Below are 24,138 nucleotides of genomic sequence, written 5' to 3'. Positions count from 1 at the left end.
CGGTCAGGAGGGTCGACGTGGAGCAAGACGCGCACGTCCGCTCCGGCGGCTCTTCTGGGCCTGCCGCGAGCGGTGACGCCCTGCTCGGGCGCGTGCTCGACCGTCGCTACCGCGTCGACAGCCGGATCGCCCGCGGCGGCATGGCCAGCGTGTACGAGGCCCACGACCTTCGCCTGGACCGCACCGTCGCGGTGAAGGTGATGCACGCCGGGCTCGGCGACGGTGCCGCCGACCGCGACTTCGCCGAGAGGTTCGTCCGCGAGGCCCGGGCCGCCGCACGGCTCTCCCACCCGAACGTGGTGGCGGTCTACGACCAGGGCGACGACGACGGAGTCGTCTACCTGGTGATGGAGCTGATCACCGGCCACACCCTGCGCGACACGATCGGCAAGGAGAGCCCGATGACACCGGCGCGGGCGCTCGCCGTCCTCGAACCGGTGGTGTCGGCGCTGGCCACCGCACACCGTGCGGGGCTGATCCATCGCGACGTCAAGCCCGAGAACGTGCTGATCGCCGACGACGGCCGGATCAAGGTGGCCGACTTCGGACTGGCGAAGGCCGTCAGCGCCGATACCCAGCACACCGCCACCCAAGGCGTCCTGATCGGCACCGTCTCCTACCTCGCGCCCGAGCTCGTGACCGACGGGCGTGCCGACGCCCGCGCCGATGTCTACGCGGTGGGCGTGGTGCTCTACGAGCTCCTGACGGGCGTCAAGCCGCACGCCGGCGAGAGCCCGATCCAGGTCGCCTACCGCCACGTCCACCACGACGTCCCCCCTCCCTCGGAGCGGGTGCGCGAGCTCCCGCCGTACGTCGACGCGCTCGTCGCGCGCGCCACCGCCCGCGATCCCAGCCGCCGGCCCGCCGACGCAGCCGTGCTCCTGCACCAACTGCACCGCGTCTCCCACGCGCTGGCCGACGGCGTCCGAGACGACCCCGAGCTCACCCAGGACCTGGCACCGATCCTGGCCTCGCTCGCCACCGACATCGACGCCGAGGCCGAGGCCGAGGCGGAGGTCGGCACCGGGACAGCGCCGATCGTCGGCGAGGAGCCGTCGAGGGTATGGAGCGACGCCTCCTCCGGCCACGCGACCCGCACGATCGGACCGATGACGCGCGCGATCCCCGAACGAGCGGGCGAGCCCGTCTCGCCGTCCTCGCCGGAGCCCGCACCGACAGCGGGACGCGGGCGCGAACCGCGCCGGCCGCGACGGCGGCGCCGGGGACTGCTGATCCTCCTGCTCGCGCTGCTGCTCGCCGTCGGGGTCGGCGGCGGTGCGTACTGGTACGGCTACGCGCGCTACATCACCGCGCCGAAGGTCACGGGCCTGGAGCAGGCCGCGGCCGAGTCCGCGTTGGGTGACGCCGACCTCGTGGTCGCATTCGCCGACCCGGTCTATGACCAGTCGGTGCCGCAGGGCACCGTGGTGGAGTCCGACCCGAAGGGCGGCAGCCGGGTGCTGCCCGGCGACACCGTCACGCTCACCCTCTCCCTGGGCAAGCTGCTGGTGCCCAAGACCAAGGGCCTCAGCGAGGACGACGCACAGCAGCGTCTGGTCGAGCGCCAGCTCGAGTTCGGCGAGAGCAGCCAGCGGTTCTCCGAGGGAGTTCCCGAGGGCCAGGTCATCGCCAGTACGCCCAAGGCGGGCACGGAGCTGAAGCCCGGCGACGTCGTCGACCTGGTCGTCAGCAAGGGACGCCGTCCGATCCCCGTCGGGGAGTGGATCGGCAAGCAGGTCGACCGGATGCGCACGGTGCTCGAACGTCGCAAGCTGGTGCTCGTCGTCGACGGAGAGGACTTCCACGACACCCTCCCCGCCGGCGCGGTGATCAGCCAGCAGCCGAGCCAGGGCACCCTGTTCCGCGGCCAGGAGGTGCACGTCCGGGTCTCGAAGGGGCCCGAGCTCGTGGAGGTTCCCAGCGTCTTCGGGATGTCGGCCGGGGACGCGGAGGCGACGCTGCGGAGCGCCGGCTTCGACGTGCGGGTGGAGCAGGCCGACTTCTACTTCGGCTTCAACCGGGTCTCGAGCACCAACCCGAGCTCGGGCAACGCGGTGCCCAAGGGCAGCACCATCACGATCTACGTGGCTTGAGCCTGGTTCCACCGGTTGTCGGCGTGGCGAGCGGCACCAGGCGGGTGTGGTGGCAAGGCGCCCGCGCGACGGCGGTCTGGTGGCACCATCGAGCGTGGGCAACGCCGCAAACGCGCCCGGATGATGTCGCGCAGCAGGCACGAATCGATGGATCCAGGCTGAGCCCGGATCCAGGCTGCGCGATCGGCCACGGCGGTGCGGCGATAGCGTCGGCGCACTGTGGACGCCGCATCGAACCTCATCGCCCGCAACCCGCTCGGGACCCACGTGCTGATGGGCGGTGGGCTGGTCAAGGGCGCGCTGGCCTCGGCGGAGGCGCTGGGGTGCGAGGCGTTCCAGATCTTCGTCGGCAATCCTCGCGGCTGGGCGCTGAGTGCCGGCGATCCACGTGAGGACGCGCGGTTCCGCGACGCCGTCGGCGAACGCGGCCTCCGGGTCTTCATCCACACGCCCTACCTGGTCAACCTCGGCTCGCCGACCCCGACGACGTTCGCCAACTCAGCCGCTCTGGTCGCGCACAACCTGCGGCGCGCCGTCGAGATCGGCGCCGAGGGCGTCGTGGTGCACACCGGTTCCTACGTCGCGTCCGCCTCCGACGAGGAGGAGGCAGCCCGTCGGCACGGCGCAGCGCTCGCGCAGGTGCGCGAAGCACTGCTCCCCGTGCTCGAGACCCTGGACGGCGACGACGCACCGTGGCTGCTCCTCGAGCCGACCGCCGGGCAGGGGCGCTCGCTGTGCGCGGGCATCGAGGACCTGCAGCCGTATCTCGCGGCCGTCGACTTCCACCCCCGCGCGGGAATCTGCCTCGACACCTGCCATGTGTTCGCAGCGGGCGAGCCGCTGGACGAACCCGGCGGGGCGACCGCGGCGATCGACCGCATCGTCGAGATCGACGGCGCAACGGCCCCCGAGGGAGGACGTCTCCGGCTGATCCACGCCAACGACTCGATGGACGTGCGGGGTGCGCTCCGCGACCGCCACCAGAAGATCGGCCAGGGTCACATCGGCGCCGGAGCATTCGGAGAGCTGTTCGCACACCCCGCGACCGCCGGAGTCCCGTTCATCCTGGAGACGCCCGGGTCGCGCGACGCCGGCGACCCGGACCTCGCGCTCCTGCGCACCCTCCGCGAGCAGGCGTGATGTCGTCTCACCTCGCGTACCCGCGATCCGCTCGCCTGGACGTGGCGGCTAGAGTCGTCCACGTGACGCGCACCTATCTGTTTGGACACCCCGCCGGGATCACCCGTGCGGGGCACGTCTCATGAGGTTCTAGAGCGCGCCCGCACCCAACGCCCCGGCAGATCCCGGGGCGTTTCGCATGCCTGGGGTCTTCGGAGCACCGCTCGTCCAATCCCAGTCATCGCACCCGTCACAGAACCGAGGAACCCCATGGTCGTCGTCATGTCCCCCGATGCCACCGACGAGGACGTCGCGCACGTCGTCGAACGCGTCGAGTCGGTCGGCGGTGAGGCCTTCGTGAGCAAGGGCCTGAGCCGCACCATCATCGGCCTGGTGGGCGACATCGAGTCCTTCCACCACCTCAACCTGCGCACGCTGCAGGGCGTCGCCGACGTGCACCGCATCTCCTCGCCCTACAAGCTCGTCAGCCGCCAGCACCACGCCGAGCGGTCGACCGTGTGGGTCGGCCAGGCTGGCAACCGGGTGCCGATCGGCCCCGACACGTTCACCTTCATGGCCGGGCCCTGCGCGGTCGAGACTCCCGAGCAGACACTGGAGTCGGCGCTGATGGCGAAATCGGCCGGCGCGACCATCCTGCGCGGCGGTGCGTACAAGCCCCGCACCTCGCCCTACGCGTTCCAGGGCCTGGGGGTCGCGGGTCTGGAGATCCTCGCCAGCGTGCGCGAGGCGACGGGCCTGCCCGTGGTCACCGAGGTCGTCGACGCCCGAGACGTCCCGGTGGTGGCCGAGCACGCCGACATGCTGCAGATCGGGACGCGCAACATGGCCAACTTCGGCCTGCTGCAGGCTGCGGGGGACGCCGGCAAGCCGGTGCTGCTCAAACGTGGCATGACGGCCACCATCGAGGAGTGGCTGATGGCGGCCGAGTACATCGCCCAGCGCGGCAATCTCGACGTCGTGCTGTGCGAGCGCGGGATCCGGACCTTCGAACCTGCCACCCGCAACACGCTCGACATCTCGGCCGTGCCGGTCGTGCAGGCTGCCTCGCACCTGCCGATCATCGTGGACCCCTCGCACGCGGCGGGTCGCAAGGACCTCGTGGTGCCGCTCTCGCGCGCGGCGATCGCCGTCGGTGCCGACGGCATCATCGTCGACGTCCACCCGGAACCGGAGAAGGCCCTCTGCGACGGTCCCCAGGCCCTGCTCGGCCAGGAACTGCGTGAGCTCGCCCAAGCCGTGCGCACCCTGCCGGCAGCCGTCGGCCGTGGCCAGGCCAGCGTCGACCTGCGCCGGGGCTGACCCCCGCTCGGCTCTCGTCGGGGCACGCTGTCGGATCCGACGCTCTACAGTGTGCCCCGACGGGCCTGCCTGACGAACCCACCGGAGGACGACGTGGAGCAGCACTGCGCGCGCTGCGGTCGCGTCCTCGGCGTCGGCAGGTTCTGCACCAATTGCGGACATCCCGTCGGGCAGCCGGTGCCGGCGGACGACGACTGGGTGGCGACCAGCACGCGGTTGCCCGTCATCACCGACCGACCCCCTGCTACCTACGAGACGCCCGTCCCGCCGCGCTACCCGCTCTACGCCGAGGGTGAGAGGCCGTCGACGGACGTGTGGACCCCGGCTGGGCGCACCCGTGGCGTCCTGCCGTGGATGGTGGGGCTCCTCGGAGTCCTGCTCGTCATCGCCTTGGTCGTGTTGATCGTCCGTGACGATGATGGCGATCGCGATCCCCGCGCGTCCGAGACGCCGAACAGCGGCGCGACCTCGGACGAGTCGTCCGCCCCGATCTTCGGCGACGGCGACGTCATCGACGTCACCGCCGATGCGAGCGCCGTCGTGCCGGCCACCGCTCCACCGAGCCGCGATGTCGACGGCGCCCAGACCACCTACGTCGCCGAGAACCTCCTCGACGGCGACCGCGACACCGCCTGGCGCATGCCCGGCGACGGCACGGACTCCGAGATCGTCATCGTGCTCGCCGAGCGCACCGTGGTCTCCGGCGTGGGTCTGATCAACGGGTACGCCAAGAAGGAGCAGGGCTACAACGGCTACAAGGCCAACCGTCGGGTCCGCCTGGTCGAGTGGGTCTTCGACGACGGCACCGTGGTCGAGCAACGCCTGCGCAAGACCCGCAAGCTGCAGGCCGTCTCGGTCGACGACGTCCTGACCGGCACGATCACCCTGCGCCTGGTGTCCGTCAGCAAGCCGGGGCCGCCGCCATCGGGCCGCGACTTCACCGCCATCAGCGACCTGGCCATCGGCGGCACGCCCGCCTGACGAGTGGACGCGCGACGTCCTCGACGCCGGGTCGGTCCCGCCTATCGATCGGGGCCTGTCGTCAGCGCGACCGACGTAGCATCTCCGCGACGAGGAACGCCAGCTCCAGCGACTGCACCCGGTTCAGGCGCGGGTCGCACACGGACTCGTAGCGGTTGCCGAGGTCGACCTCGGCGAGCTCCTCGCCACCACCGACGCACTCGGTGACGTCGTCGCCGGTGAGCTCGACGTGCACGCCGCCCGGCCAGGTGCCCGCCTGGTGGTGGACGTCGAAGAAGCCCTGCACCTCCTCGATGACGTCGTCGAAGCGGCGGGTCTTGTAACCGCTGCTGGCCTCGAAGGTGTTGCCGTGCATGGGGTCGCACACCCAGGCGACCTGGAGACCGGCGGCGCTGACCTTCTCCACCAGCGGCGGCAGGCCCTCGCGGATCCTGCCGGCACCGAAGCGGGTGATGAAGGTGAGCCGGCCCGGCACGTTGTCGGGGTTCAGTGCCGCGGCGAGCGCCAGCGCGTCGTCGGCGGACGTCGTCGGGCCGAGCTTGACGCCGATCGGATTGCGCACCCGGCTCAACAGCTCGACGTGGGCCTTGTCCAGCTGACGGGTGCGCTCACCGATCCACAGGAAGTGGCCCGAGAGGTCGTAGTGGCCCTGGCTGCGCGCATCGATCCGCGTCATCGCGTGCTCGTACTCGAGCACGAGAGCCTCGTGGGAGATGTGGAAGTCGACCGAGTGGAACTCGTCGGGGTCCGCGCCGATGGCCGTCATGAACGCCATCGCACGGTCGATCTCGTGAGCCAGCGCCTCGTAGCGCTGCCCGGCGGGCGAGGAGGCGACGAAGTCGGTGTTCCAGGTGTGCACCTGACGCAGATCGGCGTAGCCGCCGTTGATGAAGGCTCGGATCATGCTCAGCGTGGCCGCCGAGGTGCGATGCACCTCCAGCAGACGAGCGGGGTCTGGAACTCGGGAGGCCTCGGTGAAGTCAAAGCCGTTGACGGCGTCACCGCGGTAGGCCGGCAGCGTCACGCCGTCGCGGGTCTCGTTGTCGGAGGAGCGCGGCTTGGCGTACTGCCCGGCGAGGCGCCCGAGCTTCACCACCGGTACCGATGCCGCGTAGGTCAGCACGACGGCCATCTGCAGCAGCACCCGGAGCTTGTTGCGGGTGTTGTCGGCGGTCACGCCGGCGAACGTCTCGGCGCAGTCGCCACCCTGGAGCAGGAACGACTCCCCACGCGCGACCGCGGCCAGCTTGTCGGTGAGCTCGTCGCACTCCGCCGGGAACACCAGCGGGCGTGCCGTCGTCAGCTCGGCGACGACCGCGTCGACAGCACCCTGGTCGGGATAGGTCGGCTGCTGGGCGGCACCGAGGGCATGCAGGCTGGCGAGGTCGGGGAAGCTCACCCGCCAAATCTAGTCGCGCCCGGCGCTCGACGCCGACCCGGCACTGCGAGAACGCGTCGGGCAGGTCGGATGCCGGAAGGCCCCCTCCCCGGTCCGACCGCTACTCCCCCAGTGACGCGACGTCCTCGAAATCGCTGTCGCCCTGGCCGGTCGCCCTGTTGATCGCGTAGGTGAGGACCCACAGGCCCACCCCGATGAGCATCAACACGCCCGCGATCCGGTACACCTCGCCGTCGCGGTCGACCCAGGGACCCGCGAGGAAGACGCAGAGCAGTGCCGCCACCACCGGGAGCTGCCCCGGTGAGGTGAAGAACGTTTTGCCGGTCTCGTGGCGACGACCGCGCAGCACGATGCAGGCGACGTTGACGATGGCGAACACGCAGAGCAGCAGGAACGCGGTCACGTTCGAGAGACTCGCGACCACGTTGCTCTCGGTGTCGGCGGTGACCCACCAGATCAGGCCGAGCGCGAGCAGCGTGGTGAAGGCGATGCCCGCCCACGGGGTCCGCCGTCCGGGCAGCACACGCCCCAGACTCGCCGGGAGCACGTTCTGCCGTGCCATCCCGTAGATCAGTCGGCTCGCCATGAGCATGTTGATCAACGCGGTGTTGGCGACCGCGAAGACGGCAAGGAACGGGAACACCTTGTCGATCGGGAAGTCCGGAGCTCCCTTGGAGACGACCTCGAGCAGCGCGCGGCCCTCGGCGTCGGAGATCTCCTTCAGCTCCGGCGCGGTCAGCACGCTGACCACCGACACGGCCACGAGCATGTACAGCAGCACGGCGATGCCCAGACCGGTCAGCATGGTGCGGGGGAAGATCCGCTCGGGCTCCTTGGTCTCCTCGACCATGTTCACGGCGTCCTCGAAGCCGACCATGGCGAAGAAGGCGATCGACGTCGCCACCGTCACCGCGAGGAACAGACCGCGGTCCTCGTAGTCGTGGAAGGTGACGAGTTCGCCGAGATCGCCGGTGCCGCGCGACATCGCGTAGAACCCCACGCCGATCACGATGCACAGAGCCAGCACCTCGATGAGGGTCAGCACGACGTTGAACTTGACGCTCTCACCCACTCCGCGCAGGTTGATCAGCGCCAGCAGGATCATGAAGCCCATCGCGATCGCGGTGATCGTGCCGGAGCCGGCGCCGTCGATCCACCCGTTGACCTCCAGGCCCCCGGTGAGGTTGTCGGCGAGCGTCTTGGCCGAGGTGGACGCGCTCGTGACGCCGGAGCACACCACGGCGAAGGCCACGAGGAACGTCAGGAAGTGCACGCCGAACGCCTTGTGCGTGTACAGCGCCGCCCCCGCGGCCTGCGGGTACTTCGTCACCAGCTCCAGGTAGGAGAGTGCGGTGAGCGTCGCCACGACGAACGCGCACAGGAACGGCAGCCACACCAGGCCGCCGACCTCGCCGCCCATCTGACCGGTAACGGCGTACACGCCGGCGCCGAGGATGTCACCGACGATGAAGAGGAGCAGCAGTTTGGGCCCCAGGACCCGCTTCAGCTCCGGCTCGCCCGACCCTGCCTCGCCCGAGTGGTGCTCCGCCGTCGTGGTGGACATGGGGCCTCCTCCGTCTTCGGGACGCCGAGCGCGTCCAACCGGACAGGATCCTCTGGCGCCGCCGGGATCGGAAGTACCCCCGCGGGTGGAGTCCGACCGCGACCCGTCAGCCGAAGAAGACCTGCGCCTCGGCGTACTCCTCGGCGCTCACCAGCTTGAGCTCGCCGGTGCCCTCGATGAGCGGGACGCGCACGATGTCGGTGCCCCGCAGCGCGACCATCACGCCGAAGTCGCCCTCGGCGACGGCGTCGATGGCGTGCAGACCGAACCGGGTGGCCAGCCAGCGGTCGAACGCCGTCGGCGTGCCGCCGCGCTGGACATGGCCGAGCACGACCGCGCGTGCCTCCTTGCCGGTGCGGTGCTCGATCTCGCTGGCGAGACGGTCCCCGATACCGCCGAGTCGGACGTGCCCGAACGCATCGACCTCGCCCGACTGCAACGTCATGCCCTGCTCACCTGGCCCGGCGTCGACCGGCACAGCGCCCTCGGAGACGACGATGATCGGCGCGTACTCGGTCTCGAAGCGGGATTCCACGAACGCGCAGACACGCTCGATGTCGAAGGGCTGCTCGGGGATCAGCACGGCGCTCGCGCCCCCGGCGATGCCCGCGTGCAGCGCGATCCACCCGGCGTGACGGCCCATCACCTCCACGACCAGCACCCGGTGGTGGGATTCCGCGGTGGTGTGCAGTCGGTCGATCGCCTCGGTCGCGATGTTGACCGCGGTGTCGAAGCCGAAGGTGAAGTCGGTGCCGGAGAGGTCGTTGTCGATGGTCTTGGGTACGCCGACGACGCGGACTCCCAGGTCGGCGAGCTTGGTCGCGACGCCGAGGGTGTCCTCCCCGCCGATCGCGACGAGCGCGTCGACGCCGGCCGCCGCCAGGTTGTCGGTGATCTGCTCGACACCACGCTCGACCTTGAACGGGTTTGTCCGCGACGAGCCCAAGATGGTGCCGCCGCGAGGCAGGATGCCCCGGCACTGCTCGACGCCGAGCGGCATCGTCAGGCCCTCCAGCGGGCCGCGCCAGCCATCGCGGAAGCCGACGAACTCGAAGCCGTGCTCCTGCACCCCCTTGCGCACCACAGCTCGGATCACGGCGTTCAGCCCCGGACAGTCACCACCCCCGGTGAGAACTCCCACGCGCACAGCCAGCCTCCTTGGATCGTTCATATCGCCGTCGCGTCTAGCAAAGCACGTGCGACGGCATCCGTCACCGGCTCCGGTTCCGACGCTCTGCGCCCCAGGGTCGCGGGCGCGACGTAGCCGGATGGCTCACGTCGTCAGGGTGCGTGCATCGCACGGCGGCTTCGCGCAGGGCTGCCGGGTGCACCTCACCTCTGCCAACGCGGAAAGTGGGTGCCATCGCGGCGCCGACCGTCCAGGAGCTTCGTGCTCACGACACTAAGGTCGGCACATGACCTTCTCGATCGTGGCGCGCTCCGACGACGGCGAGTCCTGGGGCGTCGCGGTCGCCTCGAAGTTCCTGGCGGTCGGGTCGGTGGTCCCCGCCGCAGTCGCCCAGGTCGGCGCGCTCGCGACCCAGGCGCTGGCCAACGTCGCCTACAAGGGTCTCGCGCTCTCGCATCTCGATGAGGGCGCCACCGCCGAGATCGCGCTGCAACGCCTTCTGGAGGAGGACGACGGTCGCGACCACCGCCAGGTCGGCCTCGTCGACGTCGATGGCGGCTCGGCATCGCACACCGGAGCCGCGTGTGTGCACTGGGCCGGCGGCACCCTCGGCCCCGGCTACGCGATCCAGGGGAACTGCCTGGTCGGCAGCGCCGTCGTCGAGGCGATGGAGACGGCATGGCTGGCCGGTGAGCACCTGCGGTTCGCCGACCGTCTGCTGGCCGCACTCGCCGCCGGTGGCGCCGCCGGCGGCGACCTGCGCGGGCGTCAGTCGGCGGCACTGATGGTGGTGCAGGATGGTGCGGGCTACGACGGCGGCGACGACGTCGCCGTCGATCTGCGCGTCGACGACCATGCGACCCCGATCGACGAGCTCGGCCGTCTGCTCGACCTGCACGCGCTCTACTTGGTGGCCTCCACCGACGCCGAGAAGGTCGCCGTCGACGACGCGCTCGCCTCCGAGCTCGAGCGGTTCGCGCGCGAGCAGGGCCACCCCGACTTCCGCACCTGGGTCGGCATGGAGAACTACGAGATGCGTGTCGCCGACGACCTGGAATGGATCGACGAGCGGGTGCTGGCGATCGTGCGCGACGACCACCCGGCCTGACGTCCGACGGCCTCGACCTCCACCGCACCCCACGACGAGGAGACTCCCACCGTGTCGACCCCCACCGTCCTGGCCATCGACGCCGGCACGACCGGCGTGACCGCCGTCGTGGTCTCCGCCGACGGCGACATCGTCGCCAAGGGCTACCAGGAGTTCGCCCAGCACTTCCCCCACCCCGGTTGGGTCGAGCACGCGCCGGAGGAGATCTGGCAGGCCACGCTGGAGGCGACGCGAGCCGCGCTGCGCGAGGTCGACCGCAGCACGCTCACCGGGGTCGGCATCACCAACCAGCGCGAGACGGTGGTGCTCTGGGATCGTGACACCCTCGGCGCGCCACGTCGTGCGATCGTGTGGCAGGACCGGCGCTCGGCGCAGATCTGCACCGAGCTGCGCGGTGCCGGTCACGAGGACCGCGTCGCCGAGCTCACCGGCCTCCGACTGGACCCCTACTTCTCGGGCACGAAACTGCGCTGGATCGCCGAGCACGAGCCGCACACCTGGGCCCTCGTGGAGTCGGGGCGCTACGCCGTCGGCACCGTCGACTCCTACCTGATCGCGCGGATGACGCGCGGCGTGCACCACGTCACCGACGTCTCCAACGCCTCCCGGACGCTGCTGTTCGACCTCGCCGCGGGCGCATGGAGCGCCGAGCTCTGCGACCTGCTCGGCGTGCCGATGGACGCGCTCCCGGAGGTGGTGCCGAGCTGGGGTGAGATCGCGGTGACCGATCCACGTTCCTTCCTGGACCTGGAGCTTCCGATCGCCGGCATCGCCGGGGATCAGCAGTCGGCGTTGTTCGGACAGACCTGCTTCGAACCCGGCGAGGCCAAGTGCACCTACGGCACCGGCTCCTTCATCCTGACCAACACGGGCACCGTGGTCGAGCGCTCCGACGCCGGCCTGCTGTCGACGGCCGCCTGGCGCTCGCCGTCCGGTGAGACGACGTACGCGTTGGAAGGCTCGATCTTCGTCACGGGAGCGGCGGTGCAGTGGCTGCGCGACGGGCTGCAGATCGTCGGCTCGGCCGCCGAGACCCAGGCGATCGCAGCGACCGTGGACACCACCGACGGCGTCGTGTTCGTGCCCGCGCTGACCGGCCTCGGCGCGCCCGACTGGGATCCGCACGCGCGCGGCCTGATCATCGGCATCACGCGCGGCACGACCCGCGCCCACATCGTGCGCGCCACCCTCGAGGCGATCACGTTCGAGGTGCGCGACGTCATCGACACCATGGGCTCACCGGAGTCGCGCGCGACGCTGCGCGTCGACGGCGGCGCGGCGGCCAACGACCTGCTGTGCCAGCTCCAGGCAGACCAGCTCGGCGTCGACGTGCAGCGTCCCCGGCTGGTCGAGACGACGGCCTTGGGCGCGGCGTTCCTCGCCGGTCTCGGCACCGGCGTGTGGGACTCCACCGACGCGCTGCGCGCCACCTGGCAGCTCGAGCGCACCTTCGAACCGACGGCGGGATCGCGCGAGGCCGCCGACGCCGCCCACGTCCGGTGGCGCGACGCCGTCGAGCGCAGCAAAGGCTGGGCCGGCTGACCCACCGGGCGACACATCGACCACCCGTCGAGGCGCTCTGACGGCGTGGGGGTCACGCGATCGTCACGTCCGACGCCCGCGTCAGAGGCGCGTCACGGCGGCCTGCGCGGCGTCGGCGACCTCACGCGCTTCCGCCAGCACCTCCTCGGCCTCGGCGAGTGCGGCCTCGGCGTCGCCGAGATCGTCGTCGACGTCGTCGTAGACCGACTCCAGGTCCGCGATGCGACGACGCAGCTCGTCGATCTCCGACTCCACCTGGAGCTGACGGGCCTTGAGGTCCTCGACGGTGACCCGGACCTGGTCACGCTCGGACTCCGCGTCGGTCAGTGCCCGCCGGGCCTCGACCAGGTCCTCCTCCGCCGCGGCGCGGGCCTTCGCGTCGGCGTCGGGGTCGGGCACCAGATGCAGCTCGGGGCGCGGTGGCGGCTCGTGGCCGACAGGGTCCCGCGGCGTGGCCGCATGCCCGAGCGCCTCGGCGAGCGCCACGTGAGCCCGGACATCGACCTCGTCCAGACCCGTCGTGGCGAACGTGGAGACGAGCAGTCCGCTGCGAACTGCCTCGGCGCAGCCGCGGGAGAGCATCGCGGCGGTCAGCGTGCCCTCGACCTGGTCCGCCACGGCCTCGGTCGTCCGCACGCCCTCCTCACGCGCCAACGACCTGGCCTGCTGGGTGATCGCCGCGGTCAGCTGACGCCTCTGGCGGGTCAGGGCCCGCAGCTCCTCAGCGGACATGGCCGACTGAGCGGCCCGCAGCGCCTCGCCGACGGCGAGCAGCTCGCGCACGCCGTCGGGGTCGCGGCGCGTGAGCAGGTTGATCACCCATGCCGCCGTCGACGGCTTGCGCAGTGACTTCACCGCCGCGGCGAGCTCGTTGTCCGTGGCCTTGGCCGCCCTCGCACGAGCGTCGCGGTCGGCGGTGAACTCGGTGATCGGGACCGCGTAGAGCTCATCGGCGATGTCGAGGAGCGCGCTCACCCGCCCGAGTCTGGCACTGCCCGGACGCACCGAGACGTCTCGGGCACATAACGTGCGGCAGACGGCGTCGTTCATCGGGTGTGACGCTGCTCCCCCGCCTCGTTCCCGCGGCCCTGGCCGCGCTCTCCCTCGGCCTCGTGACGAGTCTGCTCGCGCAGCCGCCACTGGCCGGGCCCGCCTCGGCGGAGTCGGGTGCACCCTCGGCCGCGAACGAGGCGCTCTTCGACGCCGGCCGCCTCGACGTCGCGGTGGCCCCGAGCGGCGCCTTGAACGTGACCGACGCCGGCCGACCGGTGCTTCGCGACGGGCGCGTCCGGATCACCACGGCCCTCGGCGGCGCACTGGTCACCGGCGTCCGCGACGTCCGGCGTACCGGCGGATCGCTCGTCGCGACGTTGACGACGTCCGACCCCCTCGCGACGGTGCGGCTCACGCTGGCACGTGGGGCCCAGGAGTCGCTCACGCTGAGGACCCAGGTCGTCGGGTCGCTCCGTCCGGTGCTCTCGATCGGACTCGACTGGCCCATGGCGCCCGGCGAGCGCTTCTACGGCACCGGCGAACGCAACGACCACGTGGAGCGGCGCGGCACGCGCGTGCGCAACTACGTCGAGGACGGGCCGTACCGGACCGAGCAGCTGGTGGTGGCGCCCACCGTGCCGCTGTGGGGATTCGGCACCCGACGCGACTCCACCTACTTCCCGATCCCGTGGGTCCTCTCCAGCCGTGGCTACGGGGTGCTCGTGCGCAACGACCACACCAGCACCTTCGACTTCAACGCCTCGGGCGGGAGCCGCTGGCGCACGGTGGTGGAGTCCGACGACGCCCGGTGGCAGGTCTTCGGCGGTCCTCGACCTGCTGACGCTCTGCGTCGCTTCAGCGCGGCCGTCGGCCGTCAACCCGACGTCGGCGCCCCCTGGATGTTCGGGCCGTGGGTGCAGACCGGGCAGGCCGACTACGTCGAGCCGCGCGAGGAGCGCGGCGCGATCCTCGCCATGCAGCGGGGTCGTGCCCCCGTCTCGGTCGCGGAAACCCACATGCGCTACCTGCCCTGCGGTGCCGACCGCGGCCTGGGCGCGAAGGAGACGGCCCGCTCCGCCTGGATGCATCGGCGCGGCCTGGCGATCCTGACCTACATCAATCCGCTGCTGTGCACCGAGTACCGCGAGGTGTTCGAGCCAGCGCTCGCCGACGGTGCTGTGCAGAAGACGGTCGGCGGCGTCCCGTTCGTCTACCCGGCCTATGTCGGCGGAGCCCAGTTCACCGTGCGGCCGCTGACCCAGTTCGACTTCACCTCCCCGAAGATCGACCAGCACTACGGGCGGATCGTCGACCGGATGGTGGCGCACGGTCACGACGGGTGGATGGAGGACTTCGGCGAGTACACCCCGCCGGTCGCCGTCGACGAGCGCGGTCGCACCGGCAGCGAGCTGCACAACGCCTACGCGCGGGACTACCACTGCCAGACCCAGCGCATGGTCGCCGACGTCGACCGTCCGATCGTCCGGTTCGTGCGGTCCGGTTGGACGGGGTCCGTGCGGTGCTCACCGGTCGTGTGGGGCGGCGATCCCACCAGCATCTGGGGCTTCGACGGCCTGCGCTCGGTCGTGACGGCCGGGCTGAGCTCGGGTCTCAGCGGTATCGGTGTCTGGGGTTCCGACATCGGTGGGTTCTTCGCCCTCGGCACGGTCTCTCTCGGTGACGAGCTGCTCGACCGCTGGATCCAGCTCGGAGCCTTCAGCGGCGTGATGCGGGCGAAGAACGACGGCGTCGAGGTGCCCGACAAGGACCGCCCGCTGGTCTGGGAGGAGCCACACCTCACCACCTGGCGGAGATACGGCGCCCTGCGTACCCAGCTCGCGCCCTACCTGCTGGAGGCGCACCGCACCTACCTGCGAACCGGGTTGCCGATCATGCGCCACCTCGTGCTCACCCACCCGACGTCCGCCGCCAGCGATCAGGACGACGTCTTCATGTTCGGGCCCGACATGCTCGTCGCTCCGGTCCTGAGCCCCGGTGCCACCCGACGCGAGCTCGCCCTGCCCGGTGGCACGTGGGTCGATCTCGGCAGTTCCACGCGCTACCGCGACGCCACCCGCGACCTCGACCTCGGCGCCGCACGGCTGCTGCGGGGCAGCGACGCGCGTCTCCGGCGGGTCACCGTGCCCGCTCCCCGCGACCAGCTGCCGTTGCTCGTGCGCGCCGGCGCCGTGCTCGCGATGCTCGACCCCGACGTCGACACCCTCACCGACTTCGGTCGCGCCGGCGACGTCGTGAGCGCGCGCGAGCGAGCCGACCGCATGCAGCTGCTCGCCTTCCCTCGCGGCCGCAGCGTCACCCGATTCGGCAGGGGGGAACGCCTCACCTCGGTGGAGGACGGTGCCGGCTGGAGACTGGAGATCGCCGGACGGCGGGCGCGCACCTACACCGCGCAGGTCTCGCTCGCGACGCTGCGCCGCCCGATCGACGTCTGCGGCGTCCGGGTGGACGGCAAACCCCTGCCTCCCTCGGCATGGCGGATCGAGAACGGCGGCCAGGTGCTCGACTTCCGGGTGCGACTGACGCGGGGCGTGGTGCGCGTCGTCTCCTGCTGATCCCCGATCGCAGGGTCCGGGTCGGGAGCGCCGGCGTCAGGCGCGGGCGGCCACCATGCCACCCGCGAGCATGCCGACGGCGATCGCCACCAAGCGCTCTCGCTCGACGTGAGCCGGACGCTGCAGGGCGATCCGCAGGCACGTCGAGACGAGCACGCCCATCGTCATGAACACGACCGCGTCGAGGCCGTCCTCGTCGAGGTCCGGCAGGTGCCGACGTGGGAGCAGGGAGGCGAGTTGACGCAGTTGCGCCTCGACCTCGGGGAGGATGTTGGCGTTGTTGCCGGCCGGCATCTGGTTGATGATCGCGAGGATCACCGCGCGGTGGGCCTCGAACCCGTCGATCAGAGTCTCCACGACGCGTTCGAGTGCGGGTTCGACGTCGAGGTCGAGAGCTGCGACGACACCCACCATCAGATCGTCGGAGATCGCCGCGACGGCCTCGTCGCGCAGCACCTCCATGATCTCGGCCTTGTCGTTGAAGTAGCGGTAGAACGTTCCGCTGCTGACGTGGGCACGTCGGCTGATCGCGGTCGTGGTGAGTCGGTCGTAGCCCTCGGCCTCCAGGATCGCGACGGCCGCGTCGAGAAGTGAGCGTCGCATCTGTACGGCTCGGTCCTGCACCGGACGGACCCGTGTCCGATAGGCCATGTCCGTACTCCCGAAAAAGTGAATAGAAGATGAGGATTCCTCATCTTAGTCTGACGTCATGGTCGCTGAGGTCTTCGAGGCGCGGGACGACTCCCGCCAGGTGCCGACGTCGCTACGACGCCGTGACGAGGCGCGCCGTCGTTTCGGCGCGGCGGCCGACACCTACTTCGACGCGATGTGGGACGGCGATCCGCTGGCCGACGCCTTCGTGGCCGACTTCGCCGACCTCGGCCACGGGCGGGCGATGCGGATGCTGCGCACGGCGTGCCGCCAAGGCATCGAGGCCGTCCCCGATGCACCGCTCTCATTGCGCGCACTGTTCGAGCACCTCGACGCTCGACCGGCATGGGTCGACACCGCTCGGATCGACCACGGCAGCCGCCACGTGCCGCGGTACACCCGGCAGGCCGGCATCGTGCTGGGTGCGGCGTCCCTGCTCAGCGGCTATGCCAACTCCGCCGCCTCGCGTCCTCTGGAGATGACCGGTCGCTATGTCGAGAACGCAGGAGCACGCACCGTGGAGGTCGGCTCCTGGCTGGTCGCGGTCAACGCCCCGGGCGGTCTCGAGCGCTTCAGCGAGGGCTTCGAGCTCACGGTTCGAGTACGCGTCATCCATGCCCTCGTCCGCGCCGATCTGCTGCGCCGACCAGCGTGGGACGTCACGGCGTGGGGCGTACCGATCTGCCAGTCCTACCTGGCCTACACCCTCATCGAGTTCGCGCTCATCCCGATGCGCAGCATGGCCATGATCGGCGCCCCGCATCTGCCCCACGAACGTGCCGCGAGCTACGCGCGCTGGCGTTACCTCGGCCATCTTCTCGGCATCGACGACCGCCTCCTGCCGCGCGACGCGGCGGATCAGGAACGGCTCGAGGCTCTGTACCTGATGACCCGTCCCGTGGTCGACGACTACTGCCGCTCGCTGGTCGCCAGCATCAACCGTGAGTTCCTGGTTCCCGAGGTGGACCTGCTGCTGCCCGGGCCGGCGCAGCGCCTCTCCCTTCCGGCGGTGCACGCGATGGAGCGCCTCTTTCTCGGCGACGAGATCGCCGACGACCTGCAGATCCCGCGCACACGGCTCACCACGGTGATCCGCGGCCTCGGAGCAGTTCTCGGCGCCGTCAACGCCCTCCTCGACCGGCTCCCCCCGATGCTCGCCCTCCGCACCCGCCTGGGGCAGCGCTTCCAGGCCAAGCAGATGGAGAGGCTGCGGCGCGACTGGGGGGTGCAACACGACCTGGTGGACGCCTCGCCCTCCGGTGGCGTGCCACACCCGGCACGCGGCGACCAGCGCTGACCCGTCGGCTCTTACCGAGGGTCAGCCGACCTGCTTCTGCTCGCCCGCCGACTCGACCTTCGCGGCCGCCTCGGCCTTCTTCGTTTCGGCCTTGGCGGCGGGGGCGTACTTGTCGACGTACTCCTGGCCCGAGAGCCGCATGATCTCGTACATGATCTCGTCGGTGACCGACCGCAGGATGTAGCGGTCGTTCTCCATCCCCTCGTAGCGGGAGAAGTCCAGCGGCGTCCCGAACCGGACGACGGGGCGGGTCAGGCGACCGAAGGTCTTGCCGGGCGGCGCGACGACGTCGGTGCCGACCACCGCCGTCGGGATCACCGGGACCCCGGTCTCGAGAGCGAGTCGTGCGACGCCGGTCTTGCCGCGGTAGAGGCGGCCGTCGTGGGACCGGGTGCCTTCGGGATAGATCCCGAACAGGCCACCCTCGCCGAGCACCCGCTTCGCCGAGAGCAACGCACCGGCAGCGGCGTCCGCACCCGAGCGGTCGATCGGCACCTGGCCGGAACCGGAGAAGAACTGCTTCTGGAACCAGCCCTTGATGCCCGGCGTCGTGAAGTACTCGGCCTTGGCGACGAAGGTGACCCGACGCGAGAGCGTCAACGGCATGAACAGCCAGTCGGCGTAGGAGAGGTGGTTGCTGGCCAGGATCGCCGGCCCCTCACCCGGCACGTTCTCCAGGCCTTCGCTCACCGGGCGGAAGATGACCCGCAGCAGCGGGCCGAGCGCGATCCACTTGAGGAACCAGTAGAACACTTCCAGAACCCCTTCCCTGGGCCATCTGCCACATCCGCGGGCGACGCCGTCGAGGCCCGACGACACAGGGTAGTGGTCGACGCGACCGTCGATGAGGTGCGGCACAATCACGAGCGTGACGAGCCAGCCCTGCCTCGACCCGATGCTGATTCCCGCACGACCCGAGCTCACCGGCGGTCGCCGGATCGGCGTACTGCTCAGCCACGGGTTCACCGGGTCGCCGGCCTCGACGCGCCCGTGGGGCGAGTACCTCGGGGAACGCGGCTACGGCGTCGCGGTGCCCCGTCTGCCCGGCCACGGGACCACCTGGAAGGACCTCAACACCCGGCGGTGGGACGACTGGTACGGCGAGGTCTCGCGCGCCTTCGACCAACTCTGCCTCGACCACGACGCCGTCGTGGTCGGCGGCCTGTCGATGGGCGGCGCGCTGACCCTGCGACTGGCCGAGGACCACCCCGATCGAGTGTCCGGCCTGATGGTCGTGGACCCGGCCCTGGCCAGCGGCCGTCTCGACATCAAACTGCTGCCCGTCCTCAAGCACTTGGTGCCCTCGTTCCCCGGCATCGCCGACGACATCGCGCTGCCCGGGGCGAGCGAGGGCGGCTACTCCCGAACCCCGCTCAAGGCGATCCACTCGTTCATCTCCACCTGGCCGATGCTCGTGGCCGATCTGCCGCGGGTGACCGCCCCACTGCTCTACTTCCGCTCACCTCAGGACCATGTCGTCGACGAGCGCACCGAGCCGATCGTGCTCGGTGGCGTGTCCTCCGACGACGTGACGAGGATCGAGCTGCCGCGCAGCTACCACGTCGCCACTCTCGACCACGACGCGCCGACGATCTTCGAGGCCTCGGCGGACTTCGTCGGACGCGTGGGCGCATCGGCGTGATCGTCCAGCGGTGAACGGTCTCCGCGTGGTCGAACCTCGTAGGCTGTCGGGGTGACCGAGCGCAGCCATCCCGGCGATCCGGGAGCGTCGGAGGACCGAGCCTGGCGCGACATCGTCGAGAACTTCGGCGACCGAGCCGAGCTGGAACCCGACCGCGACGACGAGGCGGGCGCCGCCGACGCGCGTGACACGCCCGCCACCGAGCGCGACCCGGGCGCCGGCAGCGCGCTCGTCGCCGAGCCCGAGCCCACGTCGGGTTCGGCTGGTCCGTCGTGGGACGACGCCTTCCCCGACGACGACTGGTCCAGCGACCGCTTCGTTCCGCCACCTCCGCCGCCGGTGCCCGCCACGACACCGGACCGGCTGGCCGCCTGGGCCGGCATCTTCGGGTCTCCTGCGATCCTGCTGATCTGCCTGGTGCTGTCGATCGAGATCCCGACCCTGCTCGCCTACGCCCTCGTCGCGGGCTTCGTCGGCGGGTTCCTGTACCTGATCTCCCAGATGCCGCGTGAGCCGCGGGACCCGTTCGACGACGGAGCGCGGATCTAGCGGGTTCGTCAACGCGAGGGCGACGTGCTCCGATCGGCCAGGACCGCCGCGCCGATGAGGCCCGCCGAAGGACCCAACGCGGCCGGAACGACGGGTGGTGGTGTGCGGTGCCGGCCGCCCACGAGCCGCTCCGCCAGCGTCGCCCGCGCGGGGGCGAGGAGGCGGTCGCCGGCCGCCGACACTCCGCCACCGACCACGACGAGGGCAGGATCGGATGCTGCGACCAGCCCCGCGATGCCGATCCCGGGCCACTCGCCGATCGCGCCGAACGCCTGCCGAGCCACCAGATCGCCCTCCTCCGCGGCCATCGTGACCATCGGCCCGGTCAGCTGGTCGGGCTGACCTCCGCACAACTCCGTGAGGCGCGTCGGCTCCACCCCCACCCGCTTGCGGGCGAACCGCACCAGGGCACTGCCCGAGCAGTACTGCTCCCAGCATCCGCTCTGCCCGCACTCGCAGGCACGACCGTCGGGCACCACCTGCTGATGGCCGAACTCCCCCGCCATGCCACCCGCGCCGCGCCAGACCCGTCCGTCGAGCACCAGGCCCCCGCCGATCCCCGTGCCGAGGGTGATGACCACCGCCGATGTCACGCCTCGTGCGGCACCGAGCTCGGCTTCGGCGACGGCAGCGCACGTGGCGTCGTTGTCCAGCGCGACCGGGACCTTCCAGCGATCGGCGAGACGCGCACGGACCGGATCACCGGTCCACGGCAGGTGTGGCGCGAAGACGACGTGCTCGGCGGCCGCATCGACGAACCCCGCCGCAGCGAGACCCACCGCACGCACCCGACGTCCGCCTGCCACCTCCTCGACCGCCGCCGTCAGCGCGTCCTCGACCAGACTCACCGCGACGCGGCGTCCGGGGGTGTGGTGCGTCGCCGTCCGGACGACGCGGCCCTCGACGACCTCGCCCGCGAGCACCTTGGTGCCGCCGATGTCGACGCCGACGAGCACGCCGCCGTCGTCGAATCCACCTGGGACAGCGGTGCCCATGCCGGCCTCAGCGCCTCGCGAGGTCGGCCGCGCCGATCACGCCGGCCCGATTCCCCAGGACGGCCGTCCGCACAGCGGCGGTCGGTCGGTGCCCGCGGCCGGTGAGCGCTCCCTCGAACGCGCTGCGCACCGGATCGAGCACCAGCGCACCGGTCTCGGCGACACCTCCGCCCAGCACGATCACCGCCGGGTCGAGGACGGCGACGAGCGAGGCGATGCCCTCGCCGAGCCAGGTCGCGAGCTCGGCGACACGGGCCAGCGCGAAGGCATCGCCGTCGGCTGCCGCGGCCGTCACCATCGGACCATCGATCGCGGCGACGTCACCGCCGGCACGGGCCCGCAGGTCGCGCGCCGCGGGATCTTCTGCGAGTTCACGGGTACGCGCGACGAGAGCCGATCCGCTGGCGTACTGCTCGAGACAGCCGTCGTTCCCGCACGGGCACGGGCGACCGTCGGGAACGACGCGGAGGTGGCCGATCTCGGCCGCCGCGCCGAAGCCGCCACGGAACAGCGCCCCGCCGGCGATGATGCCGCCACCGACGCCGGTGCCGATGGTGACCATCAGCATGTCCTCGACGTCAGCTCCCGCTCCGAACGCGAACTCGCCCCACGCCGCGGCGTTCGCGTCGTTCTCGACGACGACGGGCAGATCGAGACGTCGCTCGACCTCGCCCCGCAGATCCTCATCGCGCCAGGCGATGTTGGGCGCGAACATCACCACCGAACGGGCCGCGTCGACGTAGCCCGCCGCGCCGATGCCGACCGCCGTCACGTCGTGCTGGGCGCGAAGCTCGTGAACCAGTCCCGCGATCGCCTCCTCGACGGCCTCGGCGTCGTCGGCAGGGGACTCCACCCGCCGCTCGACCAGGATCTGCCCGGCCGTGTCGACGACGGCGCCCGCGATCTTGGTGCCGCCCACGTCGATCCCGCAGGTCAGGCTCATCAGGGCCGGTCTCCCGGCGGCTCCGTGGTCGGCCAGTCGTCGTCCTCGAGGTCGATCCGCTCCACCCCCGAAGGCCGAGCGCCCTCACCGGGCGGCGGGGGCAGGGTCGCGAGGACGCCGACGACCGCCTGCAGGAAAGACGTCGCCGCGGACGTCAGGTGTGCCCGTACCTCCGGCGTGGTCTGACGCACGAGATGCACGGTGCGGCAGACCGGGCAGTACAGGCACTCCTCCGAGCCGGTGGCCACGTGGTCGTTGATCTCGCGGGCGGACGTCGCGGCATGACCGGCGAGCCCGCCCAGCCCCTGAGCCACGCCTGCGCCGAGGTCGTTGCCCTGTTGCCGCGACCAGTCGGCCAGGGCGCCGAAGAGCTTCGCTGCCTCTTCGCCCACGCTGCCGATCGGCTCGCCCGGCTGGTCCGCGCCGTCGGGCGGCGGATCGAAGTCCGTCACGGCGCTCCTCCTGTCCTCGTGGTCTCGATCGGACTCTGGTCGTCGGGGTCACGGAACCGGACCTTGAGCTCACCCTCCTCGACCCGGGCACCGGCGACGCGGAGCCGAGCGAGCCCGGCCGGCAGCGTCAGCAGACGACGGTAGGAGCCTACGGTGACGACGAGCTCGTCACCGTTGCGCGCCAAACCGACCTCGGTGCGGGACACGAACGGGAGCGCGAGATGCAGGACGGCACCGTCCCCCGTGCGATCCACCCGGAACGGGCCGGCTCCGGACGGCGTCGCGAGCGGGTCGTCGTCGCCGTAGACAGCGCGGGCCAGCGTGGCCAGGGAGTCGACGCCGACCGGCTCCTGGTCCCGATACACCGACCGCCAGATCGGCAGTCCGGCGAACGACTGGTCGACCTGGGCCAGCACGGTGTCCTGTGCGGCCACCCAACCGGCACGCCAGTCGTCGGAACCCCCCGCCGGGAAGATGCGGTTCGCCACCACGCCGTCGACGCGGTATCCGAAGAGGGAGAGGCTGGTGTAGCTGCGGCGGGCCTCGGCCAGCACCACGGTCTCGGGCGTCATCACGATCCGCACGCTGGCCTCGGGTCCGGTGAGCATCGCGTGCACCTCGTCCAGCTCACCGTGCAGACGTTCTATCGCGTCGAAGACGGTGCCACCCGGCATCGGTACCCCCGCAGCGCGGGTGAGCACCGGCCGCAGCGCCTTCATCACGCGCTGCTGGGTCGGGAAGACCCGCTGCATGTACCACCCCAGCGCCTCCGGGAGCGCGAGCAGTCGCAGCGTCTCCGCCGTCGGCGCGCAGTCGACGATGATCACGTCCCACTCCCCGGAGAGGACCTGGAGTCGCAGCTCGAGAAGCGCGAGAACCTCCTCGGCCCCCGGGATGACGGTGAGCTCCTCGGCAGCGACGGGGTCGAGACCGGCCACCTCCAGCACCGAGAGGAGGTAGCGCTGGATGTCGGCCCAGGACTGCTCGAAGCGCAGTTGGGCATCGACCTGCTGGACGAACAGCCCTGAGGCGACCTGCGTCGGCTCGGAGCCGACCGGGGAGCCGAAGGCGTCGCCGAGCGAGTGCGCGGCATCGGTGGAGAGGACCAGCGTGCGATGACCCGCGGCCGCCGAGAGCGCCGCCGTGCCGGCCGCGACGGTGGACTTGCCCACGCCCCCCTTGCCGGTGAACAGAACGATGCGCACGCCGACCTGCCTGCCGGCGATCAGCCCAGCGACTCGACGCGCTGCTTGAGCCCCTTGAGCGCGGTGTCGATGAGGATCTTCTCGCCCTTGCGCTTGATCATCCCGATCATCGGGATAGCGACGTCGAGCGCGAGCCGGTAGGTGACCTCGGTCGAACCGTCGCCGAGGTCGCGCAGCACGTAGGCGCCGTCGAGCGCGCGCAGCAGCTTCCCCTCGACGAGCGTCCAGGTGACCTGGGCGTCGCCGTCCCAGACGTAGGCCAACGTGTACTCATCACGGACCGGCGAGACGTCCAGCTCGAAGTAGACCTCGCGGGCACGCTCGCCGTGCTCGGCACCGAAGGACGACGTGACGCGCGCGACCTTCACGCCCTTGGCCCACACCGGGTAGGAGGCGAAGTCGGCGATCACGGCCATGACGTCGGCGGGCGCGGCCGCAACGACCAACGAGGACGTCGTCTGCTCTGCCACCGTGCGCCTCCAGTCGAGCTCGACACCTCAGGGAACCCGCGTCTCGGCCGAGGCCGTCCGGGCAGGGGGAGGCTACCGGATCGTCTGGATCCCTCCCGACGGCGGTAGCGTGC

General features: G+C 71.2%; 21 protein-coding genes. 10 read left to right on the top strand and 11 right to left on the bottom strand.

Translation table 11 applies throughout. The features are described from left to right. Positions 1 to 17 precede the first annotated feature (17 nt). The 4 genes from pknB to KSO97_RS00350 all read left to right on the top strand — a co-directional run bounded on the left by pknB (position 18) and on the right by KSO97_RS00350 (position 5,513). The gene (pknB, locus tag KSO97_RS00365; protein ID WP_232675795.1) at positions 18 to 2,093 is read left to right on the top strand and encodes a Stk1 family PASTA domain-containing Ser/Thr kinase; all 2,076 of its coding nucleotides are present in this window, start codon (positions 18 to 20) and stop codon (positions 2,091 to 2,093) included. 219 nt (positions 2,094 to 2,312) lie between these two features. Next, complete coding sequence (locus tag KSO97_RS00360; protein ID WP_232675794.1) at positions 2,313 to 3,233, top strand: deoxyribonuclease IV; 921 nt, start codon at positions 2,313 to 2,315, stop codon at positions 3,231 to 3,233. A 261-nt stretch (positions 3,234 to 3,494) separates the two neighbouring features. After that, a complete protein-coding gene (gene aroF / locus KSO97_RS00355; RefSeq protein WP_232675793.1) occupies positions 3,495 to 4,532 on the top strand; it encodes a 3-deoxy-7-phosphoheptulonate synthase in 1,038 nt (345 codons plus the stop codon). 51 nt (positions 4,533 to 4,583) lie between these two features. Beyond that, positions 4,584 to 5,513: a discoidin domain-containing protein gene (locus KSO97_RS00350; RefSeq protein WP_232675792.1), complete on the top strand. Its 930-nt coding sequence runs from the start codon at positions 4,584 to 4,586 to the stop codon at positions 5,511 to 5,513. Positions 5,514 to 5,574: 61 nt separating this feature from the next. On the opposite strand, the gene KSO97_RS00345 is transcribed toward KSO97_RS00350, so the two are convergent. The 3 genes from KSO97_RS00345 to KSO97_RS00335 all read right to left on the bottom strand — a co-directional run bounded on the left by KSO97_RS00345 (position 5,575) and on the right by KSO97_RS00335 (position 9,647). Beyond that, entirely contained in the window at positions 5,575 to 6,912 is a 1,338-nt protein-coding gene (locus KSO97_RS00345) for a class II 3-deoxy-7-phosphoheptulonate synthase (protein WP_232675791.1), read from the bottom strand. A 100-nt stretch (positions 6,913 to 7,012) separates the two neighbouring features. Further along, on the bottom strand, positions 7,013 to 8,476 hold the full coding sequence (locus KSO97_RS00340) for an APC family permease (RefSeq protein WP_232675790.1): 1,464 nt from the start codon (positions 8,474 to 8,476) through the stop codon (positions 7,013 to 7,015). A 106-nt stretch (positions 8,477 to 8,582) separates the two neighbouring features. Continuing rightward, positions 8,583 to 9,647, bottom strand: a complete 1,065-nt coding sequence (locus KSO97_RS00335) for a 6-phosphofructokinase (protein ID WP_269781773.1) — start codon at positions 9,645 to 9,647, stop codon at positions 8,583 to 8,585. 244 nt (positions 9,648 to 9,891) lie between these two features. On the opposite strand from KSO97_RS00335, the gene KSO97_RS00330 reads away from it, so the two are divergent. After that, entirely contained in the window at positions 9,892 to 10,713 is an 822-nt protein-coding gene (locus KSO97_RS00330; RefSeq protein ID WP_232675788.1) for a DUF1028 domain-containing protein, read from the top strand. A 51-nt stretch (positions 10,714 to 10,764) separates the two neighbouring features. Next, the gene (glpK, locus tag KSO97_RS00325; protein ID WP_232675787.1) at positions 10,765 to 12,255 is read left to right on the top strand and encodes a glycerol kinase GlpK; all 1,491 of its coding nucleotides are present in this window, start codon (positions 10,765 to 10,767) and stop codon (positions 12,253 to 12,255) included. Positions 12,256 to 12,336: 81 nt separating this feature from the next. On the opposite strand, the gene KSO97_RS00320 is transcribed toward glpK, so the two are convergent. After that, entirely contained in the window at positions 12,337 to 13,230 is an 894-nt protein-coding gene (locus KSO97_RS00320) for a hypothetical protein (protein WP_232675786.1), read from the bottom strand. Positions 13,231 to 13,310: 80 nt separating this feature from the next. Here KSO97_RS00320 and KSO97_RS00315 point away from each other — a divergent pair, with 80 nt between their 5' ends. Continuing rightward, positions 13,311 to 15,821 carry a TIM-barrel domain-containing protein gene (locus KSO97_RS00315; RefSeq protein WP_232675785.1) on the top strand — a complete coding sequence of 837 codons (2,511 nt, stop codon included), beginning with the start codon at positions 13,311 to 13,313 and terminating at the stop codon, positions 15,819 to 15,821. Between the two features lie 36 nt (positions 15,822 to 15,857). Here the strand turns inward: KSO97_RS00315 and KSO97_RS00310 are convergent, their stop codons facing one another. After that, positions 15,858 to 16,424, bottom strand: coding sequence for a TetR/AcrR family transcriptional regulator (locus KSO97_RS00310; protein WP_232675784.1), 567 nt, complete (start codon positions 16,422 to 16,424; stop codon positions 15,858 to 15,860). A 106-nt stretch (positions 16,425 to 16,530) separates the two neighbouring features. On the opposite strand from KSO97_RS00310, the gene KSO97_RS00305 reads away from it, so the two are divergent. Continuing rightward, positions 16,531 to 17,769 carry an oxygenase MpaB family protein gene (locus KSO97_RS00305; protein ID WP_232675783.1) on the top strand — a complete coding sequence of 413 codons (1,239 nt, stop codon included), beginning with the start codon at positions 16,531 to 16,533 and terminating at the stop codon, positions 17,767 to 17,769. 21 nt (positions 17,770 to 17,790) lie between these two features. On the opposite strand, the gene KSO97_RS00300 is transcribed toward KSO97_RS00305, so the two are convergent. Beyond that, the gene (locus KSO97_RS00300; RefSeq protein ID WP_232675782.1) at positions 17,791 to 18,522 is read right to left on the bottom strand and encodes a 1-acyl-sn-glycerol-3-phosphate acyltransferase; all 732 of its coding nucleotides are present in this window, start codon (positions 18,520 to 18,522) and stop codon (positions 17,791 to 17,793) included. Between the two features lie 115 nt (positions 18,523 to 18,637). On the opposite strand from KSO97_RS00300, the gene KSO97_RS00295 reads away from it, so the two are divergent. Further along, a complete protein-coding gene (locus tag KSO97_RS00295) occupies positions 18,638 to 19,411 on the top strand; it encodes a carboxylesterase (RefSeq protein ID WP_232675781.1) in 774 nt (257 codons plus the stop codon). 51 nt (positions 19,412 to 19,462) lie between these two features. After that, complete coding sequence (locus KSO97_RS00290) at positions 19,463 to 19,960, top strand: hypothetical protein (protein WP_232675780.1); 498 nt, start codon at positions 19,463 to 19,465, stop codon at positions 19,958 to 19,960. 8 nt (positions 19,961 to 19,968) lie between these two features. Here the strand turns inward: KSO97_RS00290 and KSO97_RS00285 are convergent, their stop codons facing one another. Genes KSO97_RS00285 through KSO97_RS00265 form a run of 5 tightly spaced genes read right to left on the bottom strand, consistent with a single transcriptional unit; the run spans position 19,969 to position 24,025 of the window. Continuing rightward, positions 19,969 to 20,955, bottom strand: a complete 987-nt coding sequence (locus KSO97_RS00285) for an ROK family protein (protein ID WP_232675779.1) — start codon at positions 20,953 to 20,955, stop codon at positions 19,969 to 19,971. A 7-nt stretch (positions 20,956 to 20,962) separates the two neighbouring features. Beyond that, a complete protein-coding gene (locus KSO97_RS00280) occupies positions 20,963 to 21,898 on the bottom strand; it encodes an ROK family glucokinase (protein WP_232675778.1) in 936 nt (311 codons plus the stop codon). Beyond that, complete coding sequence (locus KSO97_RS00275; RefSeq protein ID WP_232675777.1) at positions 21,898 to 22,350, bottom strand: hypothetical protein; 453 nt, start codon at positions 22,348 to 22,350, stop codon at positions 21,898 to 21,900. The genes KSO97_RS00280 and KSO97_RS00275 overlap by 1 nt, the downstream gene beginning before the upstream one ends. After that, positions 22,347 to 23,555 carry an ArsA family ATPase gene (locus KSO97_RS00270; RefSeq protein ID WP_232675776.1) on the bottom strand — a complete coding sequence of 403 codons (1,209 nt, stop codon included), beginning with the start codon at positions 23,553 to 23,555 and terminating at the stop codon, positions 22,347 to 22,349. The genes KSO97_RS00275 and KSO97_RS00270 overlap by 4 nt, the downstream gene beginning before the upstream one ends. A gap of 20 nt (positions 23,556 to 23,575) precedes the next feature. Beyond that, positions 23,576 to 24,025, bottom strand: a complete 450-nt coding sequence (locus KSO97_RS00265; RefSeq protein WP_232675775.1) for an SRPBCC family protein — start codon at positions 24,023 to 24,025, stop codon at positions 23,576 to 23,578. Between the last annotated feature and the right edge of the window lie 113 nt (positions 24,026 to 24,138).

The sequence above is a fragment of the Nocardioides sp. R-C-SC26 genome (assembly GCF_021246465.1).
Taxonomy (GTDB): domain Bacteria; phylum Actinomycetota; class Actinomycetes; order Propionibacteriales; family Nocardioidaceae; genus Nocardioides.
This window is presented reverse-complemented; position numbering and strand designations above follow the sequence as displayed.